The organism is Phenylobacterium sp. (assembly GCF_044371015.1).
GTDB lineage: Bacteria > Pseudomonadota > Alphaproteobacteria > Caulobacterales > Caulobacteraceae > Phenylobacterium.
The window spans coordinates 1-16,655 of the sequence record NZ_JBILUK010000057.1; the positions used below are offsets into that span (position 1 = coordinate 1).

Genomic DNA, 16,655 nt, shown 5'->3' on the forward strand with positions numbered 1-16,655 from the left:
ACCAAGGGCGGACCGTCGCCGGATCGTTCGCTCGGCCAGCCTGCCGCATTGACCAGCACCAGGGCTTCGACCTTCTCCGGATAGGCAAGCGCATATCGCCACGAGACGCCGCCGCCCATCGAGTTTCCGCCGACCACAAACCGTTCCGCACCCAAACGCGCCGTGACGTGATCAACCACCTTCACCTGGGTGTCGGGGCCCACCCGATAGCCCTTCGGCGCCTGCGTCAGGCCATGCCCCGGCAGGTCGAGCGTGATCACCCGATAGTCCGGCGCCAGGCGTTGGACCCATGGCTCCCATGCGTGAAGCGAAGCCGAGAAGCCGTGGATCAACACAATCGCGCGCCCGTCGCGTCGACCCTCATCTCGATAGTGGACTTTCAATCCGTCGGGCAGATCCATCCACTTGGATTGCGGATTGGCGTACTTCGCGTTGAGGCTCGCAAACGGGATGTCGGGCCCGGCGCAGGCCGATAGCCCCAGCGCCATGGCCGCCGCCAGAATCACGCCGCGCATTTCATGCCCTCCGAACCGGCCCCGACGATGCGAAGGCGCAAGGCTCGGGTCAACCGCCGACTGGCGCGGTCCGGTCCTGCTCGGCGGGTGGCCGGTCGATCAGGTTGATCAGCACCCCGTCCGGGTCGCGAAGACAGACTTCGAGCTGTTGGCGATGCGGCATGACAAACAGCGTCGGATCAGGCGACCAGGTGGCCCCCGCGGCCCGCGCGGCGTCGACCACCTCGGCGATGGGCTGGGCGTAGAACACCAGCGCCACCTCGCCCATACGCGGCGGGCCTTCGGGCGACGGGATGGCCGACAAGGGTGGATCAAGCTGGAACAAGCCGACCATTCCGGTGTTGGGCCGACCTGGCGGCTTGACGATCCGGCAGCGACAGACGGCGTCCGACGGCGTCTTGAGCGCGGCAGAGGTCGAAGCCGCGTCGAGTTCACCCTCGAAATAGACCTCGGTCAGGCCGAGCGCGGCATAGAACGCGGTGGAGCGCTTGAGATCCGACACGAACAACGCCGAGCGGATCAGGCTCGAAATCTCGTGGTTCACGCCTCGACCCGGGAAACCTCGACCGCCACCTCTTCGGAATAGAGGTCGCCGGCGGCGTTGGCGTCGATGGCCTCGGCCTCCTGCTGCACGATGCGCAGCACGCGGGTCAGGTACTCCTGCATCCACAAACCGCGTTCGGCGGCCTGGTCGGCGGTGGGCTGAAAGCGCTCGATCTCATCGCGGGCGACCACGCCCTTGGCCTCGAGCAGGCGCTCCAGCGTGTCGACGCGCTCGCGGGCCACCGCCAGCTCCTGTGCGACCGCCATGGTGATCGCCAGGACGCGCTCGACTTCGCGATCATCCAGGAAATAGGGGCGCTTGCCGGCCGGCTTGTTTGACGCCCGCGCCAGGGCTTCGGAAAGGCTCACTTGCGCGCTCCGATAACGTGCCAGGCGGCCTTGCGGCCATAGTCCTCGCCCTCGTCATCCGCAGCGTCGGGGAAGACATCCTTGTCGACCACCGCGGTCACCCCGCCGTGGATCAGCCGGTCTGTCGCAAAGCCCGCCTCGACCATGTAGGCGTCGAGGTCGATCTCATGCAGCGTGCTCCAGAACGGCTCGTTGTTGTAGAAGGCGTCCCAGTCCCGCATCGCCTGCTCGAAGAGCGGCATCTGCGGCGCGTATTGCGGCTGCTCGACATGGAGCACGATCCCGCCCGGCGCCAGCACCCGGAAGCTCTCCCGGAAGATCGCCCGCATCGAGGCGTAGCTGAGCTCGTGCAGGAACATGGTGGTCTGCACCCAGTCGAAGTGGCCGTCCGGATAGCGTGAGAGATCCGATCCGTCGGCCTGGACGAACCGCACGTTCTCCACGCCCATCGACTTGGCCCGCGCCAGACCGTAGCGCAGCATCGGCCCACCCACGTCGAGCGCGATGACCTCGGCGTCCGGAAACGCCTGGGCGATGGGGATCACGTTCTGACCCAGCGTGGCCCCGATATCGAGGATCCGGCGCGGCTTGAAATCAGGCAGGTTCTTCCTGACCCACTGGGCCACGGCGTGGCCGCCGCCGTCGGAGAAGCGGCCGAGCATGCCGCCCGTGGTGGCGAAGATGGCGTGGTCGTAGTTGGCCGCGCCGGACACATCACCCGGGAACAGCTCCTTATGGTAGCTGCCCGGCATGCAGTGGTGGTCGACCGCCGAGACATAGCGCGGGATCGGCAGTTTCGGATCGAGCTCGAGCCGGGGGTCGCCTTCGGTCAACGTGCGCGCCTGGGCGGCAAGCTGTTCGGCCTGACGGATCGTGGTCCAGCGTCCGGCCTGCTGGCGCTGCTCCATGGTCATGCGCCGGAGCGCCGACCAGGTCTGAAACATCGGATCCTTGAGCAACGCCTTGCGCACGTCATGACGGGTCTGGGCGCCTGCGCCGGATTCCGCCTTGAGCCTTGGCTCGGCGCGCTTGTCCCAGGCGGTCTTTACGTGGGGCGCGACCCGCGTCGAAAGATGACGGTTCATGTGCGCGAGGAAATTCAGGCGCGCGATCTCGTCGTGGCTGGTCTCGGGAAACACGCCGTGGCGGCCGACCACGCGGTAGTCGGGCGGGCCATCATAGATCTGCGCGGGGCCCGCGTTCTTCAGGTCGCCGGATCCGTCCATCACGCGCCTCCTTGCGGGGTCAGTGTACGCCAAGGGCTTTTCCAGCCAAATGGTATAGGTTTATATCATTTCAAGCCAGCCCGGACGTCGGGCCAGGGAGGGATCATGGCCATCACGCGCATCATCGCTTTGTTCAATCTCAAACCCGGCGTGAAAATGTCGGACTATGAGGCCTGGGCCCGCGCCAAGGACCTGCCGACGGTCAACGGCCTGCCCTCGATCAAGTCGTTCCAGGTCTTCAAGACCAAGGAAGTGATGGGCGGCGGCAAGAGCCCCTACAAGTATATCGAGATCATCGACGTGCGCGACATGGGCCAGTTCGGAACCGACGTCTCGACGCCGGTCATGCAGGCTATCGCCAGCGAGTTCCAGGGCATGGCCGACGTGCAGTTCCTGATCATGAAGAAGATCGGCTGGAAGCGTAAGAAATGACCGGACGGTTTGTAGGCAAGACGGCCGTCGTCACCGGCTCGGGTCGCCGCAAGGGGCTCGGCGAAGCCATCGGTCGCCGGCTCGCCGCCGAGGGCGCATCTGTCGTGATCTCCGATATTGGCGCGCCGCGCGATGCAGCGACACCCGGCGCCATGATCGGCGCCACCGATGAGATGGAGGCCATCGCGGCGGATATCCGCGCGGCCGGTGGCCAAGCCTCTACCTGCGTCTGCGACGTGCGCGATTTCGGGGCCCAGCAGACGCTGGCGAAACATGCGGTCGACACCCATGGCTCGCTCGACATCTGGGTCAACAACGCCGGTATCGGCTACATCATGAAGCCGCTCCTTGAGGTCACGCCCGATGACTGGAGGGCCGTGATCGACGTCAACCTCACCGGCTGCTTCTTCGGCCTGAGGGCGGCGGCCGAGGTCATGGTGGCGCAGGGGCGCGGCGGGCGGATCATCAACGTCGCCAGCCAGGCCGCCAAGTCGGGCTTCCCTCACGCCCAGGCCTACACCTCGTCCAAGCACGGCCTCGTCGGACTCGTGCGATCCGCCGCCATCGAGCTTGGCCCCCACCAGATCACCGTCAACAACGTCTGTCCCAACCACGTCACCACGGGGCTGGGCGCCTGGCAGAATGAGTACTTCGCCAAGGTGGTCGGCGCGGCTTCGGTCGAGGACTACCTCAAGGCCATGGCCGACCGCATTCCGTTGAAGCGTCCCGGCCTGCCGGAAGACACCGCAAAGGCGGTCGCCTTTCTCTGCTCCGAAGAGGCCAACTACATCACCGCCGAGAGCCTGAATGTCTCCGGCGGCGAAGAGCCGCACTGACCATGCCCGCCCCGCCCGGTTTTCGCTGGCCTAACGGCTCGAAGTTCGCACTTTCGGTCGTCGTCAATGTCGAGGAAGGCGCCGAACAGAACATGCGCGACGGCGACAAGGGGCCCGAGCCGGTCGACGAGCTCAGCGCCGTGCCCAAGCGGCCGATGCGGATGCACGGCAATGAGAGCAACTATCAATACGGCCTCAAGGCCGGCGCGCCGCGCATCCTGAAGCTGCTGGACGAGCACAAGATCCGCGCCACCTGGACGGCCGCGGCCCTGGCGCTGGAGCGGGCGCCGGAGCTGGCTCGCGCCATCGCCGCGCGGGGCGACGAAGTGTGCAGCCACGGCTACCGCTGGGCGCACCAGTTCTGGATGGATGAGGCCAAGGAGCGGGAGTTCATTCGCAAGGCCGCCGACAGCCTTGAGGCCACCACCGGCCAGCGCCCGTCCGGCTGGCTCTCGCGCTACCTGCATACCGAGGTGACGCGCCGCCTGCTGGTTGAAGAGGGCTACACCTATCACATGGACGACTACTCCGATGACTTCCCCTTTTGGGAGACCGTGGAGATGGTCGACGGCTCGAAACGGCCGATGCTGATGATGCCCTATGCGCTCGACTCTAACGACATGAAGTTCTGGCTGGCGCCCTCACTGACCGCCCGCGACTGGCTGCAGTACGCCACCGACACCTTCGACTGGCTGGCCGCCGAGGCGGAGGCCGAGGGCGCTCGCTATATGAGCCTGGGCCTGCACCTGCGGATCATCGGCCGGCCCGGACGGATAGGGGCGCTGAAGGGGTTCCTGGATCATGTCGCCAGACATCCGGGCGTCTGGATCGCCACACGGCGTGAGATCGCTGAGGCGTTTGCGGCGGCCGTGCCCGCGCCGGGCTGATTGGCTGGGCCCGCGTGGCCTTCTCTGCCACGGAGCCGGCGCCGCGAACGCCTCTCGCAATCACGATGCTTCCGGATTTCAGGGCTTACGTGGCCGTTGCGGCCATTCGACTGCGGCCGCATGATCCTGAGGCGGGCCGCGCCACCCTGGGGCCCGGGCGTTCAGCTGAGGGCGGCGTGACTTGAAGATCCTGATCGTCGATGACCACGGCGTCGTGCGTGAAGGACTGGCCGCTGTGTTGCGTGCCGCCCTTCCCGACGCCCAGATCCTGCAGGCCGCCGACGGCGCCTCCGCGTTGGCGGTGACGGCCGCCCATCTGGACTTCGACCTCGTGTTGATGGACCTCGCCTTGCCCGACGCGACGGGTCTATCGGCTGTGGAGAGCTTCCTTACGGCCCATCCCGCGACGCCATTGATGGTGGTGTCATCTTCGGAGGCGCGAGCAGACGTCCGCTCGGCCCTGGAATTGGGCGCGCTCGGCTATGTTGCGAAGTCCGCAGGCACCTCGACCTTGGCGGCCGCCGTCCGTCTGGTGCTGTCGGGCGAGGTCTATGTGCCGCCGTTCATGGCGCGAGCCGAGCAGACCGCGGCGCAACGACAGCCTTCGGCGGTGCAGGAGCTGACGGACCGCCAGCGGGCCGTGCTGAATCTGGTCCGAGACGGCGCTTCGAACAAGCAGATCGCCTATGGTCTGGGAGTGACCGAAGGCACCGTAAAGGCCCACCTGACCGCCATATTTCGGACGCTCGGCGTGGCGAACCGGGACGAGGCGGCTAGATGGGTCCAGCCGTAGAGCCGCGCCGCCTGCGCAGCAACTGGCCGATCGCGGCGCGCAGCACGGCATGGGGCACGGGCTTGTGCAGCAACAGGTCGGCGACGCCGTCTTCGGCCGTGCTCGCGCCCGCCACATCGCCGGTGACCAGCATGGCAGGGATTTCCGCACCCCAGGCCGCCCGCAGCCGACGGATAGCCTGAGCGCCCGTCTCGCCGCCGCGCAGCCGGTTGTCGCAGACGATCAGGTCCGGCGCCTTGCCGTCGTCGCACTCACTCGCGAGGGACAAGGCCTCCGCGCCCGAAGACGCTGTGATGACCCGATGTCCCCACGTGGTCAGGAGAGCGCTCATCGCCTGACGGATCGCGGCCTCGTCGTCGATCACCAGGATGAGGCCTGTACGCGATGCACCGACCGCAGCGTGAGGCGGGACCGGCATAGCGACATCGGAGAGGCGGCCGCGCGCGACGTCGAGGCGGAAGACGCTGCCGCAGCCAAGCACGGAGTCCATGGCAAGCCCTGCGTCGATCAGGGGCGTGATCCGTCGGACGATGGAAAGACCCAGTCCGAGCCCCTTCTCCCGATCGCGCTCCGGATTGCCGACCTGATAGAACTCTTGGAACACGGCATCTCGCTCGTTCGGCGCGATCCCGCGGCCCGTGTCCCAGACCTCGATTGCGACCCGCGCGCCGCGCCGCCGCGCGCCGACCAGGATGCGGCCGGCATCGGTGTATTTTACAGCATTGGAGATCAGGTTGCGGAGCACCTGTTCCAGCAGGACCGGATCGCTGACCACGACGAGCGATGTCGAAGCCACGCGGAGTTCAAGTCTCCTGGCGGCCGCCTGGACCGCATAGTCGCGCGCGAGCCGCGCGAGCAGCGGCTCAAGCCGAAGTGACTCAAGCCGCGCCTGGACCACGCCCGCGTCCAGTCGGGAGACGTCGAGCAGCACTGCGAACAAGGTGTCGAGCGCCCGCACCGAGGCGGTAATGTGATCGGCCAAACGCCCCGCCTCCTTCGAGAGGCGCAGCTCCCTAAGCGCGCCGGCGAACAGCCCCAGCGCATGCGCCGGTTGGCGGAGATCATGGCTGGCGGCGGCCAGGAAGCGGGACTTGGCGCGGTTGGCCTCGTCGGCGCGCGCACTCTGGAGCCTTAGGTCCTCTATCAGGCGCATGTTCTCGTACCGAAGTGCGAGCCCTGCGGTGAACCGGCGTCCGACGACGACGGCGAGGGCCGGCGCGGCCACGAAGAACGTGAGGGTGAGGACGGCGAGCACCTCGTGAAAGGCGTAAGTGCGCTGGAAGCCCAGAACCACCTGCGGAGCTACGACCGGGATGGCGAGCGCAAGGTAGGCGGGCAGATAGGCGCTGAACACCGGCAGGGCGCCAAGGACGATCATGCCGGACACCAAGAGGACCACGAGAGACTGGGCGGTGTCGGTGGGCGAGGTCATCCAGACGGCGCCCGGGATCCAGGTGGCGCCCTGGAGGGCGATAAGGCCGGAGAACGCCAGCGCCCAAGGACGCCATTCGGAATCTCCCGGCGCTCGACGACGGAATTGGGCGCAGAGCAGGTGGTGGGCGGCGACCAGAACGGCCGTGGCGATGCAGAAGGCCATCGCCTCGGCCTCGGCCATCCGTCCGTCGCGCATCAGGAAAACCGCGAGGGTGACCGCCGCGAGGCCGCCCGCGGTGACGCCGACCGGGCTGCCACGATAGAGCGCGCGCACCTGCTCAGCCCGGATCCAGTCCGAACGCGCTGGGAGCTCATGCCTGGAAGAAGGTTCCAAGGGCGACTGCGGGTCTCGATGAGAACCTCGACAGTATCGCGCCGCCAACCTCGCGCAACGCCCGTGTTTCAGCTTGAGGCGGCCTGGCGCCGCAGGGCGCTTCCGGAGGTGAGCATGCAGGTCATGCTCAACCGAACGACGGCGGACGCAGGAGCGATGTGTAGCATGTGCATGATGACTTCCCGTGACGCCGAAGTCTGCATTCAGATGCGGAAGCGGCAGCCCATCAATTGGACCAGGGTCCTATGACGCTCCGCCAGAGTCATATGACCGGCAGCGCGATGCTGGCGCGCGCGCCTCTACCCATCCCGGCGAGCTGGGACCCAACAGGTGGTCGGCCCAATATCTCGAACAGTACGCATTGGGCGTTTGAACGCTGTTGGGCGCGTGAAGGAGAGTCCCTGTGAAACCGGTGACAGGCTGATGGAGTGGCCCCCTAACCTGCGTGTCTCACCGACGGGGGTCAGTCCAACACCTTGTCCGCGCCGTCTAGTCGAAGATATCGAAGATAGAGCCGCGCTTCTTGCGGTAGCCGCCGTGGCCTTGGCCGTACTCGCCGCGCTCGCCGTATTCGCCACGCTCTCCGCGCTCGCCATATTCGCCACGTTCACCGAAACCTCCGGTCCAGGTCTGGGGACGGGGATAGGCGGCAGGGGGAACGGCTCCAGCCGGCGGCGCGGGCGCCTGAGCGCCTGCGGCCATCAGGTTTTCGAGTTCTCCCCTGTCGAGCCACACGCCGCGGCAGGTGGGGCACATGTCGAACTGGACACCCGCGCGCTCCACGGTCTGCATGGAACTGTTGTCATTGGGGCAGAGAAGAAGAGGCATCGACCGGTCCCGTCAGAAGAAGAGAGGCGCGACGCCACAGGGCGACCCAGCCTCACGTTTGAAACGTGTTGCGTCCGACATCACCGCAACGACCAAGGGACCGCCGCAGCCAGAGGGGCCCGGCTCGCATGCCAGAAATGGTGCCCGCGCGGACCGAGCGCAAGGACATGGCGCGAGCTCGAGGATGCTTTAGGCCGACGGAGCTTTGGAGGGCGCCGTCACCGGCGCTAGACTGAGCCCGTCGGAGGCGTCGTTGATAGAAATCGCTGACTTGCTCGACCGCGAGGCGGTGCTCGCCTGCCGAGATATTCTGGCGCGTGCGCCGTTCAGGGACGGGGCGCTCACCGCAGGCGCGGCGGCCTCCAGGGTCAAGCGAAACCAGCAGGCGAAAGGCGATGATCCTGACGTCGTGGCGCTCAGCCGGCGGGTCCGGCTGGCCCTCGAGCGCCACGAAGTTGTCCAGCGCCTGGTCCGCCCCGTGCGCTGGTCCAATCTGATGTTCTCGCGCTATGCGAAGGGGCAGGAATACGGCCTCCATGCCGACAACGCCGTCATGTCCGACAGTGACGGATGGCCATTCAGGACGGACGTCAGCTTCACCCTCTTCCTGTCCGATCCGGAGACCTACGTCGGCGGCGCGCTTCTTGTTTCGGACCGGGCGGGTGAGCGTGAGTACCGACCCGAGGCGGGCCGCATCGTCTTCTACCCCACCGGCTATCTGCACAGGGTGACGCCGGTCACGGCCGGCGAGCGCCTGGCTTGCGTCGGATGGGTCCAGAGCTTCATCCGGCGGCCCGACCAGAGGGAGGTGCTGTTCGACCTTGAGCGCCTGCGCGCCGCCGCAACAGCCGATACAGCGCTGATGCTCGACAAGACGATCGGGAACCTGCTGCGCATGTGGGGTGAGGTTTAAGCGCGCGCGTCCTGAGCCTGGCAACGCCAACCATCTGTCGCTGAATTGCGCTGTCTAACCGTTGGGGTGCAGTCCATGCTCCTGTCACCGGATGGCCCAAACAGGGGCATGGTTCTGCTGTCACCGGGTAAGACGGGCCCGATCTAGCCGGGCGGCGCGAGGGAGCACGAGCGATGACGAAGTACTTGGTGCTCGACCTAACCGTGAACGACTTGGCGGACTTCCTACCCTATGTGCGGGCCATTCCAACTTTCATCGCCAAGCACGGGGGTCGCTATGCGTCGCGAGGCGCCGATCCGGTGAGGCTGGAGGGTGACTGGACACCCCAGCGGCTGGTCATCCTCGAGTTTCCGTCGCGCGAAAACGTTGCCGCGTTCCTCTCGGATCCTGAGGCGCAGGATCTCTTCGCCCGACGCCATCGCAGCACCACCAGCAAGCTGGTGATGGTGGACGGTGAGACTTGAGCAAAGCACAGACGTTTCCAACCATCTCGGGGCCGCGAGAGACTCCCCCCTCACCACCGCCGCCCGCGCACTAGATCCCACACCATCCGGTGGTTGGCGGCGATGAACCACCAACTGGGGGCGTCCTTGCGGGTGACGCGAAGATCGCCGACGGCGGCATCGCGCTCGAAGAGGCGATGGCCGATCAGGCCGGGCGCTGCGTGGACGACGGGCCAGGCCAGCGCCCACCAGGGCTGCGCCGCCCAGAACGCCCAGGCCACCAGGCCCAGGCCGCCCACGACGCCCAGGGCGTGAAGCGCCACATTGGCCGGGCGGCGGTGCTCCGGCAGGAAAGTCTGGCGGTAGAAGGTTTCGAAGGTCATGGCGGTCTCTGGCTTGCTCTCGACGCCGCCTATAATGTGAGCTAATGCTTATAATTCTACTCGCTTTGCAGAACCCCGGCTGATGCCGACCGAAGCCACCCTCCGCCCCCGGAAAACGCCGCGCCAAGCGCGTTCAACGGCGACCGTGGAGGCGATCCTGTCGGCGGCGGCTCGCGTTCTGGCCGGCCAGGGGCTGGAGGGGTTCAACACCAATCGCGTCGCCGAGGTCGCCGGCGTCAGCATCGGCTCGCTCTATCAGTACTTCCCGAACAAGGCGGCGCTGACCGCCGCCCTGATCGCCCGGGTGCAGAACGCCCTGGCGGCGGGCCTCGAACAGCGGATCGCGGCGCTGGCCGGCGCGCCCCTCGGCGAGGCGGTCGCCGATCTCGCGCGGCTGGCGGTCGGTCAGCAGTATGGTGAGGCTCGGCTCGCTGCGGCCCTCGACCATGAGGAGCAGCGCCTTTCTGTCGCCGAGGTGGCGGCGGCGCGATCCCGGATGATCACTGCGATCGAGACCCTGCTGGACCGTCACCGCCAGGATCTGGCAGCGGACCTATCGCCCCGGGCCGCGGCTGACTGCCTGACCCTGGCCCGCGCCCTCGTAGAAGCCGACGCCCTGGCGGGTGACGCGCCCGACCCGGACCTGGCCCTGCGCGTCGAGCGGGCGATCTTGGGGTATCTGACGCGGTGAGCCCTTCGAGCCCTCTTCTTGACTTGCGGGAGAGTGTCGGAAGATAGGCGACTTTCGCTGGTCACCCCATCACAGCGCGCCGTCGTCAGCCCTCGACGGCCCCCGCAAACCGCCACGGCAGCGTTTCGCCCGCATGGAACGGGACAACAGCGTTGGGGCCCGCCCGGACCTCGTCCGGCACAAGGCAATCGACGCGTTCCAGAGCCACCTTCCCCGCGTTCAGCGGCAGGCCATAGAAGCGGGGGCCATGCTCGGAGGCGAAGCCCTCGAGGTGGTGGAGCGCGCCTTCCTCTTCGAAGACGACGGCATAGCTTTCCAGCGCGAAGGGGGCGTTGAAAATGCCGGCGCAGCCGCAGGCGGATTCTTTGTCCTGAACGGCGTGAGGCGCGGAATCGGTGCCCAGGAAGAACTTGGGCGAGCCCGAGGTGGCCGCGGCCCGCAGGGCCAGCTGATGGCGCTCGCGCTTGACGATGGGCAGGCAGTAGAGGTGCGGGCGGATGCCGCCCTGGAACATGGCGTTGCGGTTGATCGCCAGGTGGTGCGGTGTGATGGTGGCGGCGATGTTGGGGCCGCTCGCCTCGACGAAATCCACCGCCTCGGCGGTGGTGATGTGCTCGAACACGATCTTCAACGCCGGGAAGTCGGCGACGACCTTCGTCAGGATGCGCTCGATGAACACGGCCTCGCGGTCGAAGATGTCGACGTGGGCGTCGGTCACCTCGCCGTGGATCAGCAGTGGCATGCCGATCCGCTGCATTGCCTCCAGCACCAGGTAGATGTTGCGGATGTCGGTGACGCCGTGGCTCGAATTGGTGGTGGCGTGCGCGGGGTAGAGCTTGCAGGCCGTGAAAACCCCGGCGGCGAACCCGGTCTCGACCTCCTTAGGATCCATCCCATCCGTGAGATAGCAGGTCATCAGCGGTGTGAAGGACAGGTCCGGAGACAGGGCGGCCAGGATCCGGGTGCGGTAGGCCTCCGCAGCGGCGGCGGTGGTCACCGGCGGGACCAGGTTGGGCATGACGATGGCCCGGGCGAACTGGCGGGCGGTGTGGTCGACCACCGAGCCCAGCACCTCACCGTCGCGCAGGTGCACATGCCAATCGTCCGGACGGCGGATCACCAGGCGGGTCAAGGCGGCCTCCGAAGCCGGGGCGATCGCGGTGCTCATGGGAAAGGTCCAGGTGGGGCGGATGAGGATCGCTTCTTATACTTTTGCGACGCCGTAAAGGTGTTTGGAAGCCGCCGGTCGCGCCCAGCTGATCGGCTGAGCCGGACCCCGCCCTTTTCCCCACGCCGCGCCTCGAGTCGGGGCGGCGGACGACTTGACTGCGCCTTCAACTCCCTTGTCATTTGACCTTCCAGGCACACCCCCCTAATTTGTCCGGACAATTTCTCCGGTGGCGCCTCCTCGATATGACCTTCCGGTCCCTCCTGTTCGTGCCCGGCAACCGGCCGGATCGCTTCGACAAGGCGCTCGACGCCCGCGCCGACGCGGTGTGCATCGATCTAGAGGACGCGGTGGCGCCGCCGGACAAGGCCGCCGCGCGAACCGCCGCGCTGCGGTTCTGCGCCGCCTCACCGGCGCCCGGCCTGGGCGTGCGGATCAACGGCCCCACGACCACGCAGTATCCGGAAGACTGCGCCGCACTGGCGTCTGAAGCCGCGCCGCCGCCGGCGTTCGTCATGGTCCCCAAGGCCGAGACCGCGGGTCAGTTGGCCGACGTGCGCCGCCGCATTGGTGCAAACTGCCCGCCGCTGTGGCCGATCATCGAGACGCCGGAGGGTCTGCACCTGGCCTGGGAGATCGCCGCCGCGCCCGGCGTGGGCGGCGTACTTTTCGGCGCGGTGGACTATTCGGCAGAGGTCGGCTGCACACTGGAATGGGACGCACTGCTCTATGCACGGGGCGCCCTGGCGGCGGCCTGCGCGCGGGCCGGCGTCGAACTGCTGGACGTGCCGCACCTGGACATCGCCGACGCCGCAGACCTTGCCGCCTCCACGGCCCGCGCCCGGGCGCTGGGCTTCACGGGCCGGGCATGCATTCATCCGACCCAGGTGTCGGCAGTGAACGCCGTGTTCACGCCAGACGCCGCAGCGGTCGACCGCGCGCGCCGCGTGGTGGCCGCCTTCGAGGCCGCCGCCGGCGGAGCGGCGTTGCTCGACGGCAAGCTGATCGAACTTCCGGTGGTGCGCGCCGCCCGCCGGACCCTGGAACGCGCGGGAGAGGCCTGAACCATGGTGCAGAACTGGAAAGAGGTGGGGCCGCAGCGCTACCGCGAGACCTTCGGCCGCTACTTCGAGGACTTCCACGTCGGCGATGTCTATGAGCACAGGCCCGGCAAGACAGTGACAGAGTACGACAATCACCTCTTCACTCTGCTGACGCTCAACACCCATCCGCTGCACTTCGATGTGGAGTTCGCCAAGGCGAGCGAGTTCAAGCGCAACCTGGTGGTCAGCCCTTACACCCTGGCGCTGCTGATCGGGATGAGCGTCACCGACTGCTCCCAGAAGGCCATCGCCAACCTCGGCATGGACGATGTGAAGTTCTCGGCCCCCGTGTTCGCCGGCGACACGCTTTATGCCGAAAGCGAGGTGCTGGCCAAGCGCGAGAGCCAGAGCCGGCCCGGCCAGGGCATCGTCACCATCCGCACCCTGGGCAAGAACCAGGACGGGACGGTCGTCTGCAGCTTCACCCGCAACATGTTGATCCCCGGCCGCGGCAACGCGGTCGAGGACAAGGTCGGACACTACTGATGAACGCCCACGCCCAGATCTCCGAAGCCGACGAGCGCGCGATCCTCGACGCCATCGACAAGTGGATCGAGAAGAAGGTCGCGCCGGTGGCCATGCGGCTTGAACATGACGATGAATGGCCGGCCGAGCTGGTCGAGGACATGAAGGCGCTCGGACTGTTCGGCGCCCTGATCGAGCCCGAGTACGGCGGGCTGGGGCTCTCGGCCTCGACCTACGCCCGGATCGTCATCCGTATCGCCGAGGAGTGGATGAGCCTGACGGGCATCTTCAACTCCCACCTGATGATGGCGCTGGTGGTTCAGAAATTCGGGACCCAGAAGCAGAAGGATTACTGGCTTCCCAGGTTCGCCACCGGCGACATGCGGGGGGGCCTGGGCCTGACCGAGCCCGACGCCGGCACCGACCTGCAGGCGATCCGCACCACGGCCAAGCGCGACGGCGACGACTATGTGGTCAATGGGGCCAAGACCTGGATTTCCAACGCCATCCAGGGCCACGTCTGTGCGCTGCTGGTGAAGACCGACACCGAGATCCAGCCGCGCCACAAGGGGATCAGCATGCTGATCACCCCCAAGATTGATCCGGACACCGGCGCCGCGCGGGCCGGCATCCGCAACGGCAAGAAACTGGAGAAGCTCGGCTACAAGGGTATCGATTCCGGCGAGTTCATCTTCGAGGACTATCGCTGTCCGGCCGACCTCAGTCTGATCGGCGGCGAAGAGGGCAAGGGGTTCGTGATGGCGACGGGCGGCCTGGAGATCGGCCGCATCAACGTCGCGGCCCGTTCGGTCGGCATTGCGCGCCGGGCGCTGAAAGAGAGCGTCAAGTACGCCCAGATCCGTCGCACCATGGGCAAGCCCATCGCCGAGCATCAGGCGATCCAGCTGAAGCTGGGCGAGATGGCCGCCAAGACTCGCGCCGCTGAACTGCTGGTCGAAGACGCCGCCAAGGCCTTCGACGCCGGCGGCCGCATCGACATGGAAGCCGGCATGGCCAAGTACTTCGCCTCGGAGACGGCGGTCGAGGTGGCCACCGAGGCCATGCGGATCCACGGCGGCTACGGCTATTCCAAGGAGTACGTGATCGAGCGGCTCTACCGCGACGCGCCGCTGATGTGCATCGGCGAGGGCACCAACGAGATGCAGCGGATCATCATCGCCCGCCAGCTCGTGGCGCGGAACCCGGCCTGATGAAACGGCCTCTGGCGGGCGTCCGCATCCTGGCCGTCGAGCAGTACGGGGCTGGTCCCTATGGCACCCAGCTGCTGGCCGAGCTCGGGGCCGAGGTGGTGAAGATCGAGGCGCCTTCGATGGGCGGTGATATCAGCCGCGCCACCGGACCCTACTTCCTGGGCGAGGGCGACAGCCAGTTCTTCCAGACGTTCTCTCGATCCAAGAGGTCGGTGGCGCTGGAGCTGAAGACGCCGGAGGGCCGCGCCGCCTTCGAGGCCCTGGTGCGCGCCGCCGACGCGGTGGTCGACAATCTGCGCGGCGACCAGCCGGCCAAGCTCGGCCTGACCTATGAGGCGCTGAAGGCGATCAATCCCCGCATCGTGACGGGCCACCTCTCCGCCTATGGCCGGGGCAACAGCCGCGAGAGCTGGCCGGGCTACGACTATCTGATGCAGGCCGAAGCCGGCTTCATGAGCCTTACGGGCGAACCCGATGCCCCGCCGACCCGGTTCGGCCTCTCCATGGTCGACTTCATGACCGGCGCCGTCTGGGCCCTGGGGATCGTCTCGGGCGTGCTCTCGGCCCGCGCGACCGGCGAGGGCTGCGAGATCGATGTCTCGCTGTTCGACGTGGCGTTGCACCAGACCAGCTATCCCGCTGTGTGGTCGATGAACGAAGGCCATGACGTGGGCCGCCTGCCGCGCGGCGCGCACCCGTCGATCACGCCCTCACAACTCGTCCGCACCGCCGACGGTTGGGGCTTGCTGATGTGCCAGACGGAGAAGTTCTGGCGCATCTTCTGCGGGCTGGTGGAGCGGCCGGACCTGGCCGCCGATCCACGCTTCACGGATATCCCGCATCGGCGGCGTCACATCGCCGAAATGACCGAGGCGCTGGACGCGGTTTTTTCGGCGAGACCGACCGATCACTGGCAGGCGCTGTTCGCGGGGCAGGTTCCCTTCGCACCGGTGCGCAATCTAGCCGAGGCTCTGGCCAATCCCTTCGTGGCCGAGGTGGGCATGCGGGATGTGGTCGAGCATCCTGATCGACCTGGGGGCCTGCAAATGCTGGCCTGCCCCATCCGGGTGAACGGCGAGCGCGCAGCGCCCAGGCGCGCGCCCAAACTTGGCGAACACACCGAAGCGTATCTGGAGGCCGCGCCGTGAAGCTGGCCGGCGTCAAGGTTCTCGACCTCTCGCTGTTCCTGCCGGGGCCGATGCTGACCCTGATGATGGCCGACCATGGCGCGGACGTGATCAAGATCGAGCCGGCCGGCGAAGGCGAGCCCAGTCGCCACATCGGCTACATGAAGAATGGCATGTCGGTCTGGTTTCGAAACACCCACCGCGGAAAGCGCTCGATCCAGCTCGACCTGAAGTCGGACGAAGGCCGCGAGATCTTCTGGGCGCTGGCGCGGGAGGCGGACGTGCTGGTCGAGGCGTTCCGACCCGGCGTCGTCGACCGGCTGGGTGTCGGCTATGAGGCGGTGAAGGCCGTCAATCCGGGCGTCGTCTACTGCTCGATCAGCGCCTTTGGTCAGAACGGCCCTTATCGCGACCGGCCGGCGCACGACCTGGCGGTGGAGGCGCTGGCCGGCGTCATCGCCCTGAACGAAGGCCAGGATGGCAAGCCCGCCTCGCCGCACATGCCGGTCGCCGACGCCCTAGCCTCGCTGACGGCGCTTTCGGGGGTTCTGATGGCCTTGCTGCGTCGTCGCGACACCGGCAAGGGCGACTATGTCGACGTGGCCATGCTGGACTCACTGTTGGCCTGGACGCCCAACGTAACCGGCAAGATCTTCGCCACCGGCGAACCGCACACGCCCAAGCATGAGCGATCCTGGGGCGGCTCGGCGATGTTCCAGCTCTATGAGTGCGCCGACGGTCAGTGGATCGCGCTGGGCGGCTCCGAGGTGAAATTCGCGCGCAACCTGCTGGCGGCGCTCGGCCGGCTCGACCTACTACCCTATGCCGAATTGCAACCCGGCCCCGGTCAGTACCCGTTGCGCGACTTCTACCGTGAGACCTTCCGGGCCCGGACCCGGGCGGAATGGGAAGCGTGGTTCGAGGGCAAGGACGTTTGCTTCGCGCCCGTGCGGA

At 67.1% G+C, this 16,655-nt stretch carries 20 protein-coding genes; 12 read left to right on the forward strand and 8 right to left on the reverse strand.

The features are described 5' to 3' along the window. From ACIQ3R_RS06935 to ACIQ3R_RS06950, 4 genes are all read right to left on the reverse strand, one after another. The coding region (locus tag ACIQ3R_RS06935; protein ID WP_397416636.1) for an alpha/beta fold hydrolase at positions 1-515 on the reverse strand (515 nt) is incomplete at its 3' end. A 49-nt stretch (positions 516-564) separates the two neighbouring features. Then, positions 565-1,059, reverse strand: coding sequence for a VOC family protein (locus ACIQ3R_RS06940; protein WP_397416639.1), 495 nt, complete (start codon positions 1,057-1,059; stop codon positions 565-567). Then, the gene (locus ACIQ3R_RS06945) at positions 1,056-1,427 is read right to left on the reverse strand and encodes a hypothetical protein (RefSeq protein ID WP_397416641.1); all 372 of its coding nucleotides are present in this window, start codon (positions 1,425-1,427) and stop codon (positions 1,056-1,058) included. The genes ACIQ3R_RS06940 and ACIQ3R_RS06945 overlap by 4 nt, the downstream gene beginning before the upstream one ends. Beyond that, positions 1,424-2,653, reverse strand: a complete 1,230-nt coding sequence (locus tag ACIQ3R_RS06950; RefSeq protein WP_397416643.1) for a class I SAM-dependent methyltransferase — start codon at positions 2,651-2,653, stop codon at positions 1,424-1,426. The genes ACIQ3R_RS06945 and ACIQ3R_RS06950 overlap by 4 nt, the downstream gene beginning before the upstream one ends. A gap of 105 nt (positions 2,654-2,758) precedes the next feature. Between ACIQ3R_RS06950 and ACIQ3R_RS06955 the strand changes: the two genes are divergently transcribed. The 4 genes from ACIQ3R_RS06955 (at position 2,759) to ACIQ3R_RS06970 (ending at position 5,601) form a co-directional block, all read left to right on the forward strand. After that, on the forward strand, positions 2,759-3,085 hold the full coding sequence (locus ACIQ3R_RS06955) for a hypothetical protein (protein ID WP_397416645.1): 327 nt from the start codon (positions 2,759-2,761) through the stop codon (positions 3,083-3,085). Then, positions 3,082-3,921 (forward strand): SDR family NAD(P)-dependent oxidoreductase, encoded by an 840-nt coding sequence (locus tag ACIQ3R_RS06960; RefSeq protein ID WP_397416648.1) that lies wholly within the window; start codon positions 3,082-3,084, stop codon positions 3,919-3,921. The genes ACIQ3R_RS06955 and ACIQ3R_RS06960 overlap by 4 nt, the downstream gene beginning before the upstream one ends. Positions 3,922-3,923: 2 nt before the next feature. Beyond that, positions 3,924-4,808 (forward strand): polysaccharide deacetylase family protein, encoded by an 885-nt coding sequence (locus tag ACIQ3R_RS06965; protein ID WP_397416650.1) that lies wholly within the window; start codon positions 3,924-3,926, stop codon positions 4,806-4,808. A 181-nt stretch (positions 4,809-4,989) separates the two neighbouring features. Further along, the gene (locus tag ACIQ3R_RS06970) at positions 4,990-5,601 is read left to right on the forward strand and encodes a response regulator (RefSeq protein WP_397416652.1); all 612 of its coding nucleotides are present in this window, start codon (positions 4,990-4,992) and stop codon (positions 5,599-5,601) included. On the opposite strand, the gene ACIQ3R_RS06975 is transcribed toward ACIQ3R_RS06970, so the two are convergent. Beyond that, positions 5,582-7,309, reverse strand: a complete 1,728-nt coding sequence (locus ACIQ3R_RS06975) for a hybrid sensor histidine kinase/response regulator (RefSeq protein WP_397416654.1) — start codon at positions 7,307-7,309, stop codon at positions 5,582-5,584. The two genes, ACIQ3R_RS06970 and ACIQ3R_RS06975, sit on opposite strands and share 20 nt — an antisense overlap. Positions 7,310-7,858: 549 nt before the next feature. Continuing rightward, the gene (locus tag ACIQ3R_RS06980; protein WP_397416657.1) at positions 7,859-8,197 is read right to left on the reverse strand and encodes a zf-TFIIB domain-containing protein; all 339 of its coding nucleotides are present in this window, start codon (positions 8,195-8,197) and stop codon (positions 7,859-7,861) included. A gap of 253 nt (positions 8,198-8,450) precedes the next feature. Here ACIQ3R_RS06980 and ACIQ3R_RS06985 point away from each other — a divergent pair, with 253 nt between their 5' ends. Both ACIQ3R_RS06985 and ACIQ3R_RS06990 read left to right on the forward strand, forming a co-directional pair. Then, complete coding sequence (locus ACIQ3R_RS06985; RefSeq protein WP_397416659.1) at positions 8,451-9,110, forward strand: Fe2+-dependent dioxygenase; 660 nt, start codon at positions 8,451-8,453, stop codon at positions 9,108-9,110. A 173-nt stretch (positions 9,111-9,283) separates the two neighbouring features. Next, complete coding sequence (locus ACIQ3R_RS06990; protein ID WP_397416661.1) at positions 9,284-9,574, forward strand: DUF1330 domain-containing protein; 291 nt, start codon at positions 9,284-9,286, stop codon at positions 9,572-9,574. 50 nt (positions 9,575-9,624) lie between these two features. Here ACIQ3R_RS06990 and ACIQ3R_RS06995 read toward each other — a convergent pair whose 3' ends face one another. Then, positions 9,625-9,936 (reverse strand): Mpo1-like protein, encoded by a 312-nt coding sequence (locus tag ACIQ3R_RS06995; protein WP_397416663.1) that lies wholly within the window; start codon positions 9,934-9,936, stop codon positions 9,625-9,627. Positions 9,937-10,018: 82 nt separating this feature from the next. Between ACIQ3R_RS06995 and ACIQ3R_RS07000 the strand changes: the two genes are divergently transcribed. Continuing rightward, complete coding sequence (locus tag ACIQ3R_RS07000; RefSeq protein WP_397416665.1) at positions 10,019-10,627, forward strand: TetR/AcrR family transcriptional regulator; 609 nt, start codon at positions 10,019-10,021, stop codon at positions 10,625-10,627. An 85-nt stretch (positions 10,628-10,712) separates the two neighbouring features. Here the strand turns inward: ACIQ3R_RS07000 and pyrC are convergent, their stop codons facing one another. Further along, entirely contained in the window at positions 10,713-11,795 is a 1,083-nt protein-coding gene (gene pyrC, locus ACIQ3R_RS07005) for a dihydroorotase (RefSeq protein WP_397416667.1), read from the reverse strand. Positions 11,796-12,040: 245 nt separating this feature from the next. Between pyrC and ACIQ3R_RS07010 the strand changes: the two genes are divergently transcribed. The 5 genes from ACIQ3R_RS07010 to ACIQ3R_RS07030 all read left to right on the forward strand — a co-directional run. After that, a complete protein-coding gene (locus tag ACIQ3R_RS07010; protein WP_397416669.1) occupies positions 12,041-12,859 on the forward strand; it encodes an HpcH/HpaI aldolase/citrate lyase family protein in 819 nt (272 codons plus the stop codon). A gap of 3 nt (positions 12,860-12,862) precedes the next feature. Beyond that, positions 12,863-13,384: a MaoC family dehydratase gene (locus tag ACIQ3R_RS07015; protein WP_397416671.1), complete on the forward strand. Its 522-nt coding sequence runs from the start codon at positions 12,863-12,865 to the stop codon at positions 13,382-13,384. Further along, entirely contained in the window at positions 13,384-14,574 is a 1,191-nt protein-coding gene (locus ACIQ3R_RS07020) for an acyl-CoA dehydrogenase family protein (protein WP_397416673.1), read from the forward strand. The genes ACIQ3R_RS07015 and ACIQ3R_RS07020 overlap by 1 nt, the downstream gene beginning before the upstream one ends. Continuing rightward, complete coding sequence (locus tag ACIQ3R_RS07025; RefSeq protein ID WP_397416675.1) at positions 14,574-15,722, forward strand: CaiB/BaiF CoA transferase family protein; 1,149 nt, start codon at positions 14,574-14,576, stop codon at positions 15,720-15,722. The genes ACIQ3R_RS07020 and ACIQ3R_RS07025 overlap by 1 nt, the downstream gene beginning before the upstream one ends. After that, positions 15,719-16,655: CaiB/BaiF CoA transferase family protein (locus ACIQ3R_RS07030; protein ID WP_397416677.1), on the forward strand; the 937-nt coding region annotated here is incomplete at its 3' end. The genes ACIQ3R_RS07025 and ACIQ3R_RS07030, both read left to right, overlap by 4 nt.